The sequence below is a fragment of the Streptomyces sp. RG80 genome (assembly GCF_040446465.1).
In the GTDB taxonomy this organism is placed as follows: Bacteria; Actinomycetota; Actinomycetes; order Streptomycetales; family Streptomycetaceae; genus Streptomyces.
Genome location: NZ_JBEAAJ010000005.1, coordinates 309,307 through 326,561, shown reverse-complemented (window position 1 = coordinate 326,561; position 17,255 = coordinate 309,307). Strand labels below are relative to the sequence as shown.

The window sequence follows — 17,255 nt, the reverse complement described above, 5'->3', positions numbered from 1 at the left end:
CCGCCGTGGCTGGTCGCGCCCGCGCGGCGGCTGCCGCACATCGACACAGCCCCGAGCCCCTCAGGGAGGCTGCCGAGCCGCAGTGGACCTCACCCGGCCGCTCAGAGTGCGCGCCGATGCATCGAGTACTGCTCCATCAGCTTGCCCCGGGTCGTCTCCAGTCGGTACGCCAGGATCTCGGCGACGCTGCGCACCAGGATCAGGCCGAGCTGGGGGTCCTCCTCGCACAGCCCGAGCACCTCCGCCGCGTCGAACTCGTAGGCCCGGACCGGGCTGAAGGCCACCGCGCCGAAGTCCCACCGGTGCGGCGGGAACAGCCATGACCAGCCGAGCAGATCGCCCGCGCCGAGGCCGGCCACGGTCACCCGTTGCTGGGACGTCACCTGCTGGTCGAGGGAGACCGCGCCCGAGCGGATGACCCAGAAGCGGTCGGCCGTACCCCCCGCCTCGAAGATCCGGGCGTCCTCGGAAAAGGAGACCTCCCGGGCCAGGGCCATCAGGCGCTGTCGTTGGGGCGGGGGCAGGGCGGTCAGCAGTCTCGTCGCTTTGGTCATGACGCGGGGCTCCTCGCCGGCGATTCGGTTCCGGTGCTTTCCCTACGCCCATTTCAGCCGCTGCGGGCGGCCGGGGCACCTCGGCGGACGGTACTTCCGGTGCCGCCGGCGCGCGGGCATGAAAAAGCCCTGGCTGGACGGGGGAGGCCAGCCAGGGCAGTACAGAGGTGATGCATGGAGGACGGATACGGTCGACCCCATGACCACGTATGGATGAACCGTAAATCATCTAGCCGGATTTTGCGTATACGAAAGCCGGTCAAGTGACCCGTTTCACTTCGACTCGTCCTTCAGCACGCGGATCGTCTTCAGCTCGGGGTCGCTCGGATCGGGCAGGTTCATCCCCGCCGCATGCCCCGTCGACAGATAGCGCAGCACGGGTTCGGTCAGCCGCTCACCGGGGAGGGCGGCGGGGATCCCGGGCGGGTACGGCGTGATCATCTCGGCCGCGACCCGACCGGCGGCCTCCCGTACCGGCACGTCCTCGGTGGGCCCGAAGAACGCGTCGCGGGGCAGGCAGGCCTGCGCGAGCCGTAGCTCGGACGGCGGTGGCACGTCCACCCGCGGAGCCGGTCGCAGTCCGGGCGCGGCCCGCGCCAACGCCCGTAGCGCGTCCAGCAGTTCGGTGACCGTCCCGTTGTCGTCGCCATGGGTGATCTGGGCGCCGATCCGGCGGTGGTCGGTGAGATGGGCGTCGATCCGCCGCTGCGTACGCAGCCAGTCCGCCGCCTGGAATCCCGTGATGCCGAGCCCGCCGAGGTCGATGACGACGGGCAGCGGGTCGAAGTCGTCCGCGCGACCCGGACCGCAGAAGTCGTCCCGGCCCTCGACGTGCAGACCGTCGATCTCCTCCACCGCGGTCCGGACCTCGGCGGCGAGATCCAGCGCGGCGCCCATGAGTTCCTTGCCGCGCAGGGCCATCTGCCGCCGCCAGCCGTCCAGTCCGGCGTAGAGCAGCACCGACGGGCTGGTGGTGCCCAGCAGATCCGCCCGCAGCTTCAGCACCTCGGGCGGCACGTGCTCGCCCTGAAGATGGAAGACCGACCCCTGTTCGAGACCGCTGCCCATCTTGTGGATGCTCGTCACACAGATGTCGGCGCCCGCGTCCATCGCCCACGACGGCAGATCGGGATGGAACGGCAGATGCGCGCCCCACGCCTCGTCCACGATCAGCGGCCGCCCGTCCCGGTGACACACCTCGGCGACGGCCGCCAGATCGGCGCAACTGCCGTACGGGGTGGGGCTGGTGATCAGGGCGCCCTTGGCGTCGGGCTGGTCGGTGAACGCCTGGTCGAACTCCGCGGCGGACGGCGGATGCGCCAGATGCCGCTCCGCGTCCCAGCGGGGCTCGACCCACACCGGCTCGATGCCGGACAGGATCAGGCCCGAGACCACCGACTTGTGGGCGTCCCGCCCGATCAGCAGCTTCTCGTGCGGTCCCGCCACGGCGAGCATCGCCGCCTTGACCGACAGGGAACTGCCGCACGTGGTGAAGAAGGTGTGCTCCGCGTGCACGGCGTCGGCCATCAGCTGCTCGGCGCGCTCCAGCACCCGGCCCCGGGTCAGCCGGTCGTCGAGACCGCCCGACGCCAGGACGTCACCGAGGAACACCGCGTCGCCCAGCACCTCCCGCACCGCGGGATCGGCACCCCGGGCCTGTTTGTGCCCGGGTGGGGTGAACGACAGCCGCTCCTTGCGGTGGTAGTCGTCGAGCGCTTCGAGTACCGGTGCCCTCGTGTGATCAAGAGTCATGGCGACCCGGGTTCCCGGGAGCCCGGGAGTCAATCAGAGCGCTCGGACCTCCCAGGCCTCCTGCCTGGCGTCAGGATCTCGTCCAGCACCCTGAGCACCGCCCCGTAGGCCAGCGTCCGCACGGCCGCTTCCCGCGCACCCTCCGGGTCGTTCGGCCGCAGGGCGTCGCGCCGGGTCCGCCAGGCGCCCTCTTCCTCCAGGGCACAGGCCCGGGCCCGCTGGATGCGACGCAACAGTTCGTCTGAGTCCACGACATCCGACATGGCGACCGGGTACCCCGCAACCGACTTCGGACGACTCCCGCTCTCGAGGTTTGACAGGCCCTGTGGAGGTCAGCCGAAAGAAGAGACCTTTTTCGGCGCTCGCGCAGCGTGAGGGAAACCGCTGCCGCCGGGCGGGAATGCCGTGCTGTACGCGAGCGCCCCGGCTTGCCCCCCACTCATCAGGGAGCTCTGGGATGTGCGAGAAGCACAGGACCGAATCCACCGAACGGTACCGGCGACCGAGCCGGCCGGCCGACGCGCGCCGAGCCGTCGAGCGTGCCGTGGCCGAACGCTGCCGCGCCACCCGCACGACCTGTGACCGTGAAGCCCTGGCCGACGCCCTGCTCGTCGCCTCGGAGCTCACCACCAACGCGATCCTGCACGGCGGCGGAGTCACCGACTTCCGTGTCGATGTCGTCGAGCCCGGTGTACGGGTCTCGGTCAGCGACCGCAGCGACGCGTTCCCCGAGGCCAAGGAACCCCTCGACGCGCGTGGGCGGCGACGCGTCGGCGGGCTCGGCTGGCCCATCGTCTGCCGGCTGGCACGCGATGTGCGGGTCACCGACCTGCCCTGCGGAGGCAAGTGCATCACGGCGGTCGTACCCCTGTCCTGACGGTCGGTTGCTCTTTCCCGGAGAAGCGGAGTTTGGGCCCCCGGGGTGAGGGCAGACGCAGTTTCGTGCTTCGGACCGGAGGCGCGCCGACGGGAGCGGTATGGCCGCCCCTGGGTCCCCCTTCGGGTGTTCGGCCGACACCCTGCTCCCGCGGCAATACCCCCTGAAACCACCGTTCAGGAGCGATTCCGCATGCGCATCGACATGTCGACAAGCCGTACCGGCACGCCCGCCACGACCACCCCGGCCGTCAGGCGGCGCCACGACGACGCTCCCGACACCGCGGCTCTGTTCGCCCGGCTGGCCGTTCTCGAGGACGGTCCCGAGCGGGATGCCGTACGAGACGAACTGGTCACCGCCTGGCTGCCCATGGCCCACCGCATCGCCGGCCGCTTCCGCGAGCGCGGCGAGTCGCTGGAGGACCTGCGCCAGGTGGCGGCCCTGGGCCTGGTGAAGGCCGTCGACCGCTTCGACCCGGAGCGCGGCGCCTTCGAGAGCTACGCCGTGCCCACCATCACCGGCGAGGTCAAGCGGCACTTCCGCGACCGTATGTGGGCCCTGCGGGTGCCCCGCCGGGTGCAGGAACTCCGCAACAAGGTACGGGTGGCCCGCCGGGAGCTCACCCAGACCCCGGGCACCCCCGAACCCACCGCCGCGGACCTCGCCGCCCACACCGGGCTCACCGAGGAGGAGGTGGCCGCCGGACTGGAGGCGCTGGAGAGCTTCAGCGCGCTGTCCCTGGACGCCGAACTCTCCTCCGACGACGACGGCTACAGCCTCGCCGACACCCTGGGCACCGCCGACTCCTCCTACGACACCGTGGTCGACCGGGAGTCCGCCAAGGCGGGGCTGAGCCGGCTGCCCGAACGCGAGCGCGCCATCCTCTACATGCGGTTCTTCGAGGACATGACCCAGAGCCGCATCGCCGACCAGCTCGGCATCTCCCAGATGCACGTCTCCCGGCTCATCAGCCGCAGCTGCGCCCGGGTACGCGCCGAGGTGCTGGGCGAGCGCGCGAGCGTCTGACCGCACGATCCCAGGCCGGGCAGACCACTGCTCCGGCGAACCGAACCAAGGAGTTGCATGACAGAGCCCAGACGGACCGGGGTGGACGACGGAGCGGACCACGACGAGGTCCGACGGCTGCGGGCCGAGGTGCGCGATCTGCGCGCCCGGGCCCGGGCCCACTCCCTGATCGCCGAGGCCCAGGGCTTGCTGCGCGAGCGGTACGCCCTGCCCGGACCGGACAGCGCGTTCACGCTCATGCGGCTGGCGTCCCAGCGGTACAACGTCAAGATGCGCACCCTGGCGGAGACCCTGCTCTCCGCCCCGCGTCCGGACGCCCGGGACCGACCGTGGTTCCCGGGACGGGCCCGACTGGCGGAACCCGCCCTCAGCTTCCCGGCGGCACGGCAGATCGGGCCCGGCAACCGCGGCGGCGTCCTGAAGGCCGTGCTGAGCCAGACGCTGGCCGTCGTCGGCACGGACATGGGCAACGTCCAGCTCGTCGACCGGGTCAGGGGCGGCCTGCGCATCGAGGCGCACACCGGGCTCACGGAGGACTTCGTCGACTTCTTCGGACACGTCGGCGACGACGGCACGTCGTGTGCACGAGCCGCGCGCGAGGTCGCCCAGGTCACCGTGCGCAATGTGGAGACGGATCCGGTCTTCGACGCGCCGGCCCGTGAGGCGATCCTCGCCGCGGGCAGCCTGGCCTGTCACAGCGTGCCGCTGACCACCTCTGCCGGCCTGTGCGTGGGCATGGTCTCGGCCCATCTCGACCACACCGTCGACGCACTGACGGAGGCACAGCTCAAGGTGCTGGAGGTGGTCGGCGCACAGGCCGGCCGATGGCTCGCCTGGCACGAGCGCACGGTCGTCCTGGACGCCCTGGAGTACCTGCACGCCCTGGGCGGCGGGAAGGCGCGGCCGTAGCCCGTGCGGAGTGTGTGCCTTGCCCTGACCGGGGCATTCGGAGTGCGGGAGGTCGAGAGATGAACGGGAGTGCGACGGCGGGGACCGGTCGGCCGGTGATCAGCAGGTCGGCACGGGGCTCCGCCACGGAAGGCGCCGCCCGCGCGGGACTCACCGCGCGAGGCGTCATCTACCTGATGGTCGGTGTGCTGGCGCTCCAGATCGCCTTCGGCGACGGCGAACGCCAGGCGGACCGCGGCGGCGCCCTCGCCGAACTGTCGGAGAAGCCGTTCGGCAAAGCCATGCTGTGGGCGCTGGGCATCGGGCTGGTCTGCATGGCCCTGTGGCGGCTGTCGGAGGTCGTGTTCGGCTCGGTCGGCCCCGAGGGCCGGTCGGCGAAGAAACGCCTGCTGGCGGCGGCCCGGTTCGTGTTCTACGCGTTCGTCGCCTACTCCGTGCTGTCGTTCGCGGCGGGCTCGGGCTCCAGCAGCGGGGGCGGCGGGTCGAGCGACAAGCAGTCCCGGGACGTCACGTCCAAGGTGCTGGACATGCCCGGCGGACAGTGGATCGTCGGCCTCGCCGGGGCGGGGATCGTCGTCGCGGGCGTGTGGATCGGCGCGCGGGCCGTCATGCGGGCCTACCACGACAAGTTCAAGCTGGGCGAGATGTCGCCGAGGGTCCGGCGGCTGGTGGACGTGACCGGAGTGGGCGGCGGGGCGGCCCGCGGGCTGGTCTTCGCCGCGGCCGGGGCCTTCGCGGTACGGGCCGCGGTCGACTACGAACCCGACAAGGCCAAGGGCCTGGACGACACGCTGCGCTCCTTCGCCGACACCCCGCTCGGACCGTGGCTGCTGGTTCTGGTGGCGGCCGGCCTGGTGCTGTTCGGCCTGTTCTCCTTCGCGATGGCGCGCTGGCGCCGGGTGTGAGGGCCATGGTGTGAGGGGCACGGCGGCGGCCGGGTCAGCCCTTCGGCCCGGTCACCGGCACCTCCAGTGGCCGGGCCAGCCCCACCACCCCCTCGTCCAGCCGTTGCAGATGCCGCAGCACCCGGTCGGTGACCCGGCCGTAGCGCGGTGCGCCCGGGGCGCCGGGCTCCAGGAGTGAGGCGATGCTCGGGCCGGTCTCGACCGGATCCGCGGAGCGGTCGTCGGCGACATGCGCGGCGAGGGCCCGGATGTTGTGCAGAATGCGCCGCCCGGCCCGGCGCAGCCGGGGATCCGCCGCGATCGACGGGTGCGTGGGCAGTAGCTCGGCCGTCGCCGCCAGCGAACGGGCGTGGTACGCGCAGGTCTCCAGCAGCGCGACGACGTACCGCGCGGTGTCCCGCCGGGCCCGCAGCGGTGTGACCGGGTGGGTGAGCGGCTGGGTGGCCGCCCGCAGGTCGGCCAGCGCCTGGTCCAGATCGCGGGCCAGGTCGAGCAGTTCGGCCGGTGGCCCGCCGCTGAGCTGGTCCACGGCCGTCTCGGTGACGTCCGCCAACCGGTCCAGCACCGCCACGAGGAGATCGTTCGTACGGCGGTCCGTGCGCACCGGTAGTACCAGCGCCGCCGCGAGGACCCCGCAGGCCGCGCCGAGCGCCGTCTCCTCCACCCGCAGCACCAGCACCGACAGGCTGTAGGTGTGCATCAGGGTGTAGAGCACCCCGAGCGCGGCGGTGACGAAGAAGGACATCAGTGTGTACGACAGCGGCGCCGTGTAGAACATCAGGAACACGCAGACCAGCACCACCGCGAACGCCGTCCACGTGTGGTGGCCCACCAGACCCGCCAGTCCGATGCCGGCCACCACCCCGAGCAGGGTGCCCAGCAGCCGCCGGTAGCCCTTGACCAGGATCTCGCCCGTGGACGCGGTGTTGACGAACACGATCCAGCAGGTCAGCACCGCCCAGTACCAGCGGTGGCTGGACAGCAGCTCACCGCCCAGGATGGCCAGCGACGACCCCACCGCGACCTGCACCGCTGCCCGCGTCGTGGGCCGCCGCAGTCCCGTCGGCTCCTCCTGAGCGGGCTCCTCCGCGGCGTCGATCGCCGCGTCCTCGGCGTCCAGCTCCTCGCGCGAACGCGTCGTGGCGGGGCTGTCGTCCGACTCGTCCTGCGGCCCGTCGAGCGCGACCCGCAGCCCGAGCACCGCGCGGGCCGCCTCACCGATGCCCCGGAACACGTCCTGGACGGCCGCCGGCGCGGGCGGCAGGTTCTCCTCGTCCCGGTAGCCCAGCAGCCGGTTGCGCACATGCGAGAGCGCCGTACCAGGCTGTACGTCGACGGGCCGCAGGACGAGGAGCCGCAGCGCCTCCAGATCGCGCCGCAGGGTGTCCGTCACCCGGTCCCGTCCGGCCGACGGCCCGCCCGGCGGCACGGGCGCACCCGGCAGATGCAGGGTGAGCGTGTCCGCCCGCTCGGCGCTGCGCGCGGTCAGCAGCGACAGCCCCAGCCGCTCGGCGGCGACCTCCGCGTCCGCGACGCGCCGCTGCACGAGACGTGCCGTGCCCTCGTCGTCCGTGCCGGCCTCCAGCCGGCCCTGGATCATCAGCGCCGTCTCGTGCAGCCGGGCCGTGCCCTCGCGCACCTGTTCCAGCGCCTTCTCCAGCTCCTCCGGCCCGCTCGCGTCGAGCAGGTGAAGCTGCGATGCCACCAGCTGGGCCAGCCGGGCGCGGAAGGCCGCCCGCAGCCGCTCCAGCGTGCCGGTCGGCGTCTCGGGCACGAGCGCGAAGCGCGCGACGGCACTGGCCAGGAAGGCGACGACGAGAGCGCCGTACAGCCGGGGCAGCGCGTCGACCGTGGCGCCGACGAACAGGGAGACGAAGTAGACCTGGAATCCGATCAGCCCCAGCGCGGTGCCCCGGTCGCCGTACCGCCGCCCGTAGACGGCACAGAAGATCAGCGCGACGAAGAACAGGTCACCGGCGACCACATGGGAGCGCAGCAGTGCCCCGAGGCTGACGGCGGCCAGCGCCACCGGCAGGCCCAGCGCGAGCGTGCCGGCCTGCGCGGCGCGCTCCTTCTCCCGGATGGCGAAGGTGGCGACCATCGCCGCGATCGCCCCCGCCACCAGATGCGGCACCCCGGCCCCGAACAGGCCCAGCACGGCCAGCGTGAGCGCGATGGCGCCCACCGTCCGCAGCCCGGCCGCCAGCCGCAGCAGTCCGGGGTCGGACGCGGCCACCAGATCCCGCAGCCGCGCCCGCCCCGGACGACCCGTCTCCCGCAACCGGGGTGAACTACTCCTGACGGTCCGTCCCCTCCACGTGCGCCCGGACCTGCTCCGGCGTCAGATACGCGTTGGTGTACTCGAAGTCGTGCAGCTTGGCGGCCTTGCGGGCCTGGAAGCCGGTGCGCACGAAATCGTCACCGGCGAGCGCGTTGAGCGTCCAGTTGGTCGCGACGCGCACCTTGGCGACGTTGGTGCGCAGCGCCCCCCAGTGGTAGCCGCGGGCCGCGACCTGGGCGGGCAGACCGCGCAGTTCGATGCCGAGCGGCTTGGACACGGCGTCCTTGCCGCCGAGGTCCACCACCAGACCGAGGTCCTTGTGGACGTACGGAGACGTCGACTGCCCGCGCAGGGTCGCGATGACGTTGTCGGCGACGTGCTTGCCCTGCCGCATCGCGTGCTGCGCGGTGGGCGGGCAGACCGCGCCGTCCTCGTCCTTGGCCTCGTCGGGGACCGCGGCGGCGTCGCCGAGCGCGAACACGCCGTCGTGGCTCGGCAGTTTCATGTCGGAGGTGACCACGAGCCGCCCCCGGACCGTCTCCGCGCCCAGCGTCGCGATCAGCGGGCTGGCGACCACGCCGGCGGTCCAGATCAGGGTGCGGGTGGGGATCACCCGGCCGTCGGTGAAGGTGACCTCCTCGGGTCCGGCCTTCGCGATGGAGGTGCCGAGCGAGATGTCGATGCCGCGTCGGGTCAGGATCTGCTGCGCGCTGCTGCCCAGCTTGTCGCCGAGTTCCGGCATCAGCTTCGGCGCGATGTCGATCAGGTGCCACTTGATGAGCCCCGGGTCGATGCGCGGGTAGCGCTTCACTGCGGCGTGCGTGAGTTTTTGCAGACACGCCGCGGTCTCGGTGCCCGCGTAGCCGCCGCCGACCACCACGAACTGCAACCGCGAGGCCCGTTCGGCCTCGTCCTCGCTGGCGTCGGCGAGGTCGAGCTGCGAGATGACGTGGTCCCGGACGTAGGCGGCCTCGGCGAGCGTCTTCATGCCGAACGCGTGGTCCGTGAGGCCCGGGATGTCGAAGGTGCGGGTCACACTGCCGGGCGCCAGCACGATGTAGTCGTAGGGCACGTCGACGATCTGGTCGGTGATGGTCCGCACCACGCAGACCTTGGACTTCAGGTCCACACCGATGGCGCCGCCCGGCACGATCCGCGTGCGGTACTTCTTGCTGCGCCGAAGCGAGACGGCGATCGACTGGGGCGTCAGCACGCCGGAGGCGACCTGGGGCAGCAGCGGGAGGTAGAGCTGATAGGCGAATGGCGTCACCAGCGTGACGTCCGCCTCGTCGGGCGCGAGTTTGCGTTCCAGTCGGCGCACGCACTCCACGCCGGCGAAACCTGCGCCGACCACCAGGATCCTGGGTCGTGTCACGGTCGTTCTTCCCTTCTGCGGCTCCGGCGGTCCGATACGGACGCCGTACGCCTGCCCCTGGATCGCTGTCGTGCAACATCGATCCCATCGTGCCTTCGGTCGTTCCGCCAGCCGGGCGCGGCAGGCAGACGAACGCGTTGTGCACCACCCTGCCCGCCCCGGTGCGCCCGCGCACCGGGTGGGTGTGAAAGTCGTGTGTTTCACGAGAGCGAGCCGGGCGTTTCACCAGGGCAGGAACACATGCACGTCCTTGCCGTTGTCCTCCGTCACCACACTCACCTGATCACACAGGGCGTGGATCAGATGCCAGCCGACGCCGCCACCCCCCTTGTTCGGATGGAAGGAACGCGGCGACGGAGGGGTGGGATTGGTGTCGTGCAGGGTCACGTGGACGCCGTCGAAGGTGCGCCGCAGGGACAGCTCGAAGGGGCCCGGGGCGTACTGGACGGCGTTCGCGGCCAGCTCCGTGACGACGAGCAGGATGTCGTCCCAGTGCTCGGGCGTCGCGGGCGGCACGGCGTGCGCGAGCGCGTACAGGTACTCGTCCGCGGCGATCCGCGCGCCGGTGACGCTCTGCGGCTCGCCCGCGAAGCTGGTGGTGCGGCTGGGGATCTCCACAGAAGCCAATGGTCGTTCCTACGGTGCTCGCGTGCCCAGTCCTGTGTCCGGCGCTCCTCGGCGGCGCCACTTCTGCGAGTTCCCGGGGGCGCTGAGGTCAATCGGGCCACGGGGACCTGACCCGGTCATCGGAACACGTTGTCCACGTCGTCCCAGCCCGCGACCTCGTCGGTCGCCTGGTGTCGCGGGGTGCGGGAGCGTGCCTGGTACATCGCGTCGATCTCGAACGCGTAGTGCCGCACGATCTCGTCCCGCCGCAGCTTCATCGAGGGCGTGAGCAGCCCGCTGGCCAGGTCGAACGGCTCCGGCAGCACCCGGAAGACCCGGACCGACTCCGCCCGGGACACGGCGCTGTTGGCGGCGGCCACGGCCCGTCCGATCTCCTCCCGCAGCGCGTTCTCCTCCCGCGCCTGACGTCCCGGCCCGTCCCCCGGCAGCGAGAGCCCGCCGCGCCAGTGGGCCAGGAAGTCCGGGTCGAGAGTGATCAGGGCGCCCACACAGGGCCGGTCGTCGCCCACCAGGACCGCCTGGTGGATGAGCGGATGCATCCGCAGCCGCTGCTCCAGGAAGGCCGGCGCCACGCTCTTGCCGCCGCCGGTGATGATGACGTCCTTCTTGCGGCCGGTGATCGACAGATAGCCCTCGGAGTCCAGCTGTCCGAGGTCCCCGGTGGCCAGCCATCCGCCGCCCAGCGCGGCCTGGGTCGCGGGCTCGTCGTTGACGTACCCCTGGAACACCGAGGGCCCGCTGACCAGGATCTCCCCGTCCTCGGCCACCATGATCACGGTGCCCGGCAGGGCCTGGCCGACGGTTCCCGACTTCTCCCGGCCCAGCGGCTGCGCGGTGACCCCGCCGCTGGTCTCCGTCAGGCCGTAGCCGTCGTTCACGTACATGCCGATGCCCTCGTAGAACAGGGACAGTTCACGGCTCAGCGGCGAGCCGCCCGAGGTCGCCCGCAGGACCCGGCCGCCCAACGCGGAGCGCAGTCTGCGGTACACCGTTCGTTCGTACAGCGCGTGTTGCAGCCTCAGGTCCAGGCCGGGTCCCGGGCCCTGGCCGAGGCGGTGGCGCTCGACGGCCGCCGCGAAGTCCCGGGCCGTCTCCGCGGACCGCTCGAACAGGGTGCCGCGGCCCGTCTGCTGGGCCGTCCGCAGGAAAGTCTTGTAGATCCGCTCGAAGAGCGACGGCACGCCACAGAAGTACGTCGGCCGGAACGAGCGCAGCGCCGCCGAGAGCGCCGCCTCGGTCAGCTCCGGTTCATGGCCCATCAGCAGACCGCCGCGGATGCACAGACTCTGCACGAGCAGGCCGTACACATGGGAGAACGGCAGGAAGGCGAGGACGCTGCCCTGTCCGCCGGGCGGTACCACCGTGTGGCCCCAGCCCTCCAGGAGGGTGTCGCAGGCGCTCGCCAGACCGCGGTGACTCAGGGCGCAGCCCATGGGGCGGCCCGTGGTGCCGGAGGTGTAGACGACGGCCGCGGTGGAGTCCGGCATCACGATGCGGCGCAGCGACTCGACCGTGGTGAGCGGGATGAACTCACCCCGCTCCGCCAGCTGTTCCAGCGCGCCGGCGTCCAACTGCCAGACATGGCGCAGCAGCGGCAGCGACGCGCACACCGAGCCGACCGTCATCACGCTCTGTTCGTCCTCGACGACCACGCCGACACAGTCGGAGTCCCGCAGGATCCAGGCGACCTGATCCCGGGACGACGTCGGGTAGATGGGCACGACCTCGGCGCCGACGGCCCACAGCGCATGGCTGAGAACCGTCCATTCGTACCGGGTGCGCGCCATGATCGCCACGCGGTTGCCGGGCGCGATCCCGGAGGCGACCAGGCCCTTGGCGAGGTCGACGACTTCGTCCCGCACCTCCACGGCCGTCACCTCCTCCCACGGGCCGGCGGGGGAGGGGCGGCGCGCGAGCATCGGCAGGGTCGGGTTGCGGGCCGCCGTCTCGAAGACGCTGTCGGCGAGCCCGCCGGTCAGCGGTGAGACGGACGGGGGAGCGAGGGCGACGTCGCGCATGCGCTGCTCCTGGTGTGTACGGGGTGTGACTCCACCGACGAGCACGGTTATCGGCGGTGCCCGAATCTAGCCGAGGTCGGCGCGTTCGATGCAGGGATTCGACAACTAGGCCGTACTTGATGATCTAGCTGTGACCGTGGGTGCTGTGCGTGGCGGTGTTCCTGGAGGTATGCGCTGCTACAGGTGCGGTGGGAGCGGACCGTTCTCCCCCTGGGTGTGGCGCACGCATTCGGTGACCACCTCGCGCAGGCTTCCGGTCCGCGCCAGCAGCTCCCGCTGGACGCGCGCGCCGTTGCCGTGCCGCAGCAGCGCGGCACAGCCCTCCCGCGCCCGCTCGAGATCACCGCTTTCGGCCAGCGCCTCCCCGACGTGCTCGAGGAGCGCTCGTACGACCGTCTCCGCGGGCAGCCGGCGCATGGTCGCCGGGTGCAGCAGTTCCCCGGTCAGCCCCGACCGGGCGGCCTGCCAGGCGGCCAGCCGCAGCAGGCTCACACTGTGTCCCCACGGCTCGCGGCCCGCCCGCCAGTCCCGCGCCGAGGTCTCCACGAGCCCACGGGCGAGAGTGGCGATGAGCGCGGCGGTGGAGGCGTGCAGACACACGTCGGCGACCCGGAGCTCCACCGTCGGGTACCGCTGGGACAGCCGTGCGTCGAAGTAGACCATCGCCTCGTCGAGGATCACCCCGGTCGCGACCATGTCCGCGACCCGCCGGTGATAGCACTCGGCCGAGCCGAACACCTCCGTCGGACCGGCCGACGGCCACCGCTGCCACACCCGGCTGCGATAACTGCTGTACCGCGTGTCCCGGCCCTGCCAGAACGGGGAGTTGGCACTCAGTGCCGCCAGCACCGACAGCCAGGGCTGCATCCGGTCGATCACCGCGACGCCCTCGTCGTCGGACTCGACGGACACATGGACATGGCACCCCAGCACGAGGTCCTTGCTCGTGGCGCCGTACTGCTCCGCCATCCACTGATAGCGGCGTCCCACGTTCACCGTGGGGCTGACCGGCAGCGGAGAGGTCGCCAGCGCGGTGACGGCGCAGCCGATCTCCCCCGCGTGCCGGGCCGCCTCCTTGCGGCAGCGGACGATCTCCGCGGCGAGTTCCGCCATCTCCGACTGGGGATGGGTGGCGAACTCGAGCATCTGGTTGTGGAGCTCCTTCTCGAAGACCTCGCCGTCCGCGCCGTCGTGCGCGGCGCGGGCGAGCACCGCGGCCGACAGGGCCCGCGGTTCGCCGGTCTCCGGGGCGACCAGGAGGAGTTCCTCCTCCACTCCTACGGTGCGCACGTGATGCCGCCCTTCTGCCGCGACGACGACGAGGTAGTACGCCCCGACTGCCCAGCGGACGGCTGATCACACAGGACTGAGCCATACGGTCGCGAGCGGCGGCAGGGTGAGTCTTACGACACCGTCCTCCGGTTTCACCGGTTCGCTGAGGGTGACGTCGCCGCCGCCGTAGCGCTCAGCGTCGGTGTTGAGGACCTCTCGCCACGCGGGGACGTCGTCGGGGACGCCGAGGCGGTAGTCCTCGCGGACGACAGGGGAGAAGTTGGAGACGGCGAGGAGGGGGACTCCCTCGGCGTCGAGGCGCAGGAACGCGAAGACGTTGTCGTCCGCCGCGTCCCCGACCACCCACCGGAAGCCGTCCGGGGTGGTGTCCCGCTGCCACAGGGCGGGGGTCGCCCGGTAGACGGTGTTGAGATCGCGGACCAGGTCCCGCACCCCGCGGTGATCGGCCTCGGCACCGTAGCCGGGGTCGAGCAGCCACCAGTCGGGACCATCGGGCTCCGACCACTCCGCTCCCTGGGCGAACTCCTGCCCCATGAAGAGGAGTTGCTTGCCGGGGTGGGCCCACATGAAGCCCAGGTAGGCGCGGTGGGTGGCGCGCTGCTGCCACCAGTCGCCGGGCATCTTCGAGACCAACGACCGCTTGCCGTGCACGACTTCGTCGTGGGAGATGGGCAGCACGTAGTTCTCGCTGTACGCGTACACCATCGAGAAGGTCATCTCGTGGTGGTGGTACTTGCGATGCACCGGCTCGTGCTGGATGTAGCCGAGCGAGTCGTGCATCCAGCCCATGTTCCACTTCAGCCCGAACCCCAGACCGCCGCTCTCGGTGGGCCGCGTCACCCCGCCCCACGCGGTGGACTCCTCGGCGATCGTCATGACCCCCGGCACCCGCCGGTACACGGTGGCGTTCATCTCCTGGAGGAACGCCATCGCGTCCAGGTCCTCGCGGCCGCCGAACACATTGGGCGTCCACCGACCGGAGTCACGGGAGTAGTCGAGGTAGAGCATCGAGGCGACCGCGTCCACCCGCAGCCCGTCGATGTGGAACTCCTCGCACCAGTACACGGCGTTGGCGACGAGGAAGTTGCGCACCTCGACGCGTCCGAAGTCGAACTCGTACGTCCCCCAGTCCGGATGCTCGGCCCGCCGCCAGTCACCCGGCTCGTACAGCGGCTCGCCGTCGAACCGCCCCAACGCCCAGTCGTCCTTGGGGAAATGGGCGGGTACCCAGTCCATGATCACGCCGAGTCCGGCCCGGTGCAGGGCGTCGACCAGGAACTTGAAGTCGTCCGGGGTGCCCAGCCGGGCCGTCGGCGCGTAGAAGCCGGTGACCTGGTAACCCCAGGAGCCACTGAACGGGTGCTGCGCCACCGGCATCAACTCGACGTGGGTGAAGCCGAGATCCTTGACGTACGCCGGTAGCTCCTGGGCGAGTTGACGGTACGTCAGACCCGGTCGCCAGGACGGCAGATGCACCTCGTACACGGAGAACGGCGCCTCGTGCACCGGAACATCCCCCCGGTGCGCCATCCACTCGGCGTCGCTCCACTCGTAGTGGGACACGGTCACGATCGACGCGGTGTCCGGCGGAACCTCGGCACGACGGGCCATCGGGTCCGCCTTCAGGAAGCGGTCCCCGGCCCGGGAGGTGATCTCGAACTTGTACCGGGCGCCCTCGCCGATGTCCGGCAGGAACAGCTCCCACACCCCGGACGCGCCCAGCGACCGCATCGGGAACGCTGTGCCGTCCCAGCACGTGAAGTCCCCGGTGACCCGGACCCCGCGCGCGTTGGGCGCCCACACCGTGAAGCGGGTGCCGGTCACGCCCTGGTGGGTCATCGGTTCGGCGCCGAGGGCCTTCCACAGCTCCTCGTGCCGCCCCTCGCGGATGAGGTGCAGGTCGGCGTCGCCGAGGGCGGGCAGGAAGCGGTAAGGATCGTGCACCTCGCGCTCGTCGTCCCCGTAGGACACCAGCAGGGTGTACGAGGGGAGCGCGGTGAGGGGAAGGACCCCGGCGAAGAGTCCGTCGCCCTCCGAGACGAGCCGGTGCGGCTGACCGTCGACGACCACGCTCACGGCACGCGCGAAGGGCCGCAGCGCGCGGAAGGCGATGCCGTCCGGCACCGGGTGGGCGCCGAGGAGGGCGTGCGGGTCGTGATGGGCACCCGACAGGAGCCGGTCGCGGTCGACGGGGTCCAGGGGAGGGGCGGCGCGGCAGGGGGCCGGGCCGCCCGCCTCGGGGGGCGTGGTGTCGCGCAGGGCCACGGCTTCAGGCTCCTCTCACGGCGAGGCGTTCGATCGCCGCCATCGGTACGGGCATCCAGTCGGGGCGGTGCCGGGCCTCGTACAGGACCTCGTACACGGCTCGGTCGGTCTCATAGGCACGCAGCAGTCCGTGCTTCTTGCGCGGGTCCCACCCGGCGAGCGAGGCGTACCCCGCGCAGTAGGCCTCACGGCAGCGGCGCGCCCACTCCGGACGCCATGGGCGGCGCTGCCGGGCGGCGTAGTCGAAGGACCGCAGCATGCCGGCGATGTCCCGCACCGGGGAGTGGGCGCTGCGCCGTTCGGCGAGCGGACGGGAGGGTTCGCCCTCGAAGTCGATGACGAACCAGTCGCGACCGGCCCGCAGCACCTGCCCGAGGTGCAGATCGCCGTGGATGCGCTGGGCGGGTGGGCCGGAGTCACAGGTGGTGAGCGCGGCGAAGGCGGTCCGCAGCCCGGGCACGAACGGCTGGAGGGCCGGTACACACTGCGCGGCGGCGGTCAGCCGCTCGGTCATCGCGGCCGCCGTCCGGCCGTTCTCCGCGGCGGCCCCGGCCGGGAAGGAGGCGGCCAGGGCGAGATGGACCTCCGCCGTGGCCCGCCCCAGCTCATGGGCCTGGGCCGTGAAGTCGTCACCGGAGGCCAGGGCCTGGAGGGCCAGCGTCCAGCCGTCGGAGGCGTCGCGCAGGAAGGGCTGGAGCACCCCGAGCGTCGCCTCCTGCGGATGCGTCGTCCGGAACCAGGCGACCGGTGCGGGCACCCGACGGCACCCCTGCCCGGCCAGCGCACCCGGCACCTCCAGGTCGGGGTTGACGCCGGGCTGGACGCGCCGGAAGACCTTGAGGATGAAGGAGTCTCCGTACACCAGCGACGAGTTGGACTGCTCGGCCTCCAGCGTCCGGGGCACGAGCCCCGAGGGCACCGGCACCGACGGGTCCGCCTCGAAACGCAGCGGGCCCGCCGAGCCCGGGTGCCGCAACCGCTCCAGCAGCAGCTGCGCCGCCCGGGGGTCCTGGAGGGCGTCGTAGACCACCAGACCGGCCAACGGCCCCTCCTCCGCCCGCCCGATGAGGGCCCGGCCGAGGCGCGGCGACAGGTGCTTGCGTACGCCGAGCAGCAACTGATAGCAGTCGCCGGCCGTGGTGAGGTCCCCGCCGGGGGCGGGGACGGCCGTGTGTCCGGCGTGCACCAGCAGATGCAGACAGCCCGGGAACAGCTCCGTCATGGACAGCAGCGTGAGGTCCGTTACGGGCCGGTCCTTGCCCGCGAACCAGCGCTGCCGTGGCAGCCACTCGCGCAGCAGCCCGGCGAGCGAGGCCATGGGTCCGGGGACGGTCGTACGGCCCTGGTGGAGGATTGCGGTCTTCGGCATGGTG

14 protein-coding genes are annotated in these 17,255 nt (G+C 71.8%); 4 read left to right on the top strand and 10 right to left on the bottom strand.

What is annotated here, in order from left to right; genetic code table 11:
* Nucleotides 1-101 precede the first annotated feature (101 nt).
* The 3 genes from ABKA17_RS19195 to ABKA17_RS19185 all read right to left on the bottom strand — a co-directional run bounded on the left by ABKA17_RS19195 (nt 102) and on the right by ABKA17_RS19185 (nt 2,569).
* Entirely contained in the window at nt 102-554 is a 453-nt protein-coding gene (locus ABKA17_RS19195) for a cyclic nucleotide-binding domain-containing protein (protein ID WP_353693310.1), read from the bottom strand.
* Between the two features lie 273 nt (nt 555-827).
* Nucleotides 828-2,306, bottom strand: a complete 1,479-nt coding sequence (locus tag ABKA17_RS19190; RefSeq protein WP_353693309.1) for an aminotransferase class I/II-fold pyridoxal phosphate-dependent enzyme — start codon at nt 2,304-2,306, stop codon at nt 828-830.
* 29 nt (nt 2,307-2,335) lie between these two features.
* Entirely contained in the window at nt 2,336-2,569 is a 234-nt protein-coding gene (locus ABKA17_RS19185; protein ID WP_353693308.1) for a hypothetical protein, read from the bottom strand.
* Nucleotides 2,570-2,763: 194 nt separating this feature from the next.
* On the opposite strand from ABKA17_RS19185, the gene ABKA17_RS19180 reads away from it, so the two are divergent.
* The 4 genes from ABKA17_RS19180 (at nt 2,764) to ABKA17_RS19165 (ending at nt 6,023) form a co-directional block, all read left to right on the top strand.
* Nucleotides 2,764-3,183, top strand: coding sequence for an ATP-binding protein (locus tag ABKA17_RS19180; RefSeq protein WP_353693307.1), 420 nt, complete (start codon nt 2,764-2,766; stop codon nt 3,181-3,183).
* Between the two features lie 192 nt (nt 3,184-3,375).
* The gene (locus ABKA17_RS19175) at nt 3,376-4,209 is read left to right on the top strand and encodes a SigB/SigF/SigG family RNA polymerase sigma factor (RefSeq protein WP_353693306.1); all 834 of its coding nucleotides are present in this window, start codon (nt 3,376-3,378) and stop codon (nt 4,207-4,209) included.
* Between the two features lie 57 nt (nt 4,210-4,266).
* Nucleotides 4,267-5,118 (top strand): ANTAR domain-containing protein, encoded by an 852-nt coding sequence (locus tag ABKA17_RS19170; protein ID WP_353693305.1) that lies wholly within the window; start codon nt 4,267-4,269, stop codon nt 5,116-5,118.
* A 59-nt stretch (nt 5,119-5,177) separates the two neighbouring features.
* The gene (locus tag ABKA17_RS19165) at nt 5,178-6,023 is read left to right on the top strand and encodes a DUF1206 domain-containing protein (RefSeq protein WP_353693304.1); all 846 of its coding nucleotides are present in this window, start codon (nt 5,178-5,180) and stop codon (nt 6,021-6,023) included.
* A 34-nt stretch (nt 6,024-6,057) separates the two neighbouring features.
* Here ABKA17_RS19165 and ABKA17_RS19160 read toward each other — a convergent pair whose 3' ends face one another.
* The 7 genes from ABKA17_RS19160 to ABKA17_RS19130 form a co-directional block, all read right to left on the bottom strand.
* Nucleotides 6,058-8,304, bottom strand: a complete 2,247-nt coding sequence (locus tag ABKA17_RS19160; protein WP_353693303.1) for an FUSC family protein — start codon at nt 8,302-8,304, stop codon at nt 6,058-6,060.
* A gap of 10 nt (nt 8,305-8,314) precedes the next feature.
* Complete coding sequence (locus ABKA17_RS19155; RefSeq protein ID WP_353693302.1) at nt 8,315-9,679, bottom strand: NAD(P)/FAD-dependent oxidoreductase; 1,365 nt, start codon at nt 9,677-9,679, stop codon at nt 8,315-8,317.
* A 222-nt stretch (nt 9,680-9,901) separates the two neighbouring features.
* A complete protein-coding gene (locus tag ABKA17_RS19150) occupies nt 9,902-10,306 on the bottom strand; it encodes an ATP-binding protein (protein ID WP_353693301.1) in 405 nt (134 codons plus the stop codon).
* A 116-nt stretch (nt 10,307-10,422) separates the two neighbouring features.
* Nucleotides 10,423-12,324, bottom strand: a complete 1,902-nt coding sequence (locus ABKA17_RS19145; RefSeq protein ID WP_353693300.1) for an AMP-dependent synthetase/ligase — start codon at nt 12,322-12,324, stop codon at nt 10,423-10,425.
* Nucleotides 12,325-12,501: 177 nt separating this feature from the next.
* Nucleotides 12,502-13,614: a glutamate--cysteine ligase 2 gene (locus ABKA17_RS19140; RefSeq protein WP_353693299.1), complete on the bottom strand. Its 1,113-nt coding sequence runs from the start codon at nt 13,612-13,614 to the stop codon at nt 12,502-12,504.
* A 66-nt stretch (nt 13,615-13,680) separates the two neighbouring features.
* On the bottom strand, nt 13,681-15,882 hold the full coding sequence (gene glgB, locus ABKA17_RS19135; protein ID WP_353693298.1) for a 1,4-alpha-glucan branching enzyme: 2,202 nt from the start codon (nt 15,880-15,882) through the stop codon (nt 13,681-13,683).
* Between the two features lie 4 nt (nt 15,883-15,886).
* The gene (locus ABKA17_RS19130) at nt 15,887-17,251 is read right to left on the bottom strand and encodes a maltokinase N-terminal cap-like domain-containing protein (RefSeq protein WP_353693297.1); all 1,365 of its coding nucleotides are present in this window, start codon (nt 17,249-17,251) and stop codon (nt 15,887-15,889) included.
* Nucleotides 17,252-17,255 lie beyond the last annotated feature (4 nt).

Excerpts from the sequence above, each read along its gene's own strand:
- ABKA17_RS19195 (WP_353693310.1), bottom strand. The coding sequence starts at position 554 with ATGACCAAAGCGACGAGACTGCTGACCGCCCTGCCCCCGCCCCAACGA.
- ABKA17_RS19190 (WP_353693309.1), bottom strand. The coding sequence starts at position 2,306 with ATGACTCTTGATCACACGAGGGCACCGGTACTCGAAGCGCTCGACGAC.
- ABKA17_RS19185 (WP_353693308.1), bottom strand. The coding sequence starts at position 2,569 with ATGTCGGATGTCGTGGACTCAGACGAACTGTTGCGTCGCATCCAGCGG.
- ABKA17_RS19180 (WP_353693307.1), top strand. The coding sequence starts at position 2,764 with ATGTGCGAGAAGCACAGGACCGAATCCACCGAACGGTACCGGCGACCG.
- ABKA17_RS19175 (WP_353693306.1), top strand. The coding sequence starts at position 3,376 with ATGCGCATCGACATGTCGACAAGCCGTACCGGCACGCCCGCCACGACC.
- ABKA17_RS19170 (WP_353693305.1), top strand. The coding sequence starts at position 4,267 with ATGACAGAGCCCAGACGGACCGGGGTGGACGACGGAGCGGACCACGAC.
- ABKA17_RS19165 (WP_353693304.1), top strand. The coding sequence starts at position 5,178 with ATGAACGGGAGTGCGACGGCGGGGACCGGTCGGCCGGTGATCAGCAGG.
- ABKA17_RS19145 (WP_353693300.1), bottom strand. The coding sequence starts at position 12,324 with ATGCGCGACGTCGCCCTCGCTCCCCCGTCCGTCTCACCGCTGACCGGC.
- ABKA17_RS19130 (WP_353693297.1), bottom strand. The coding sequence starts at position 17,251 with ATGCCGAAGACCGCAATCCTCCACCAGGGCCGTACGACCGTCCCCGGA.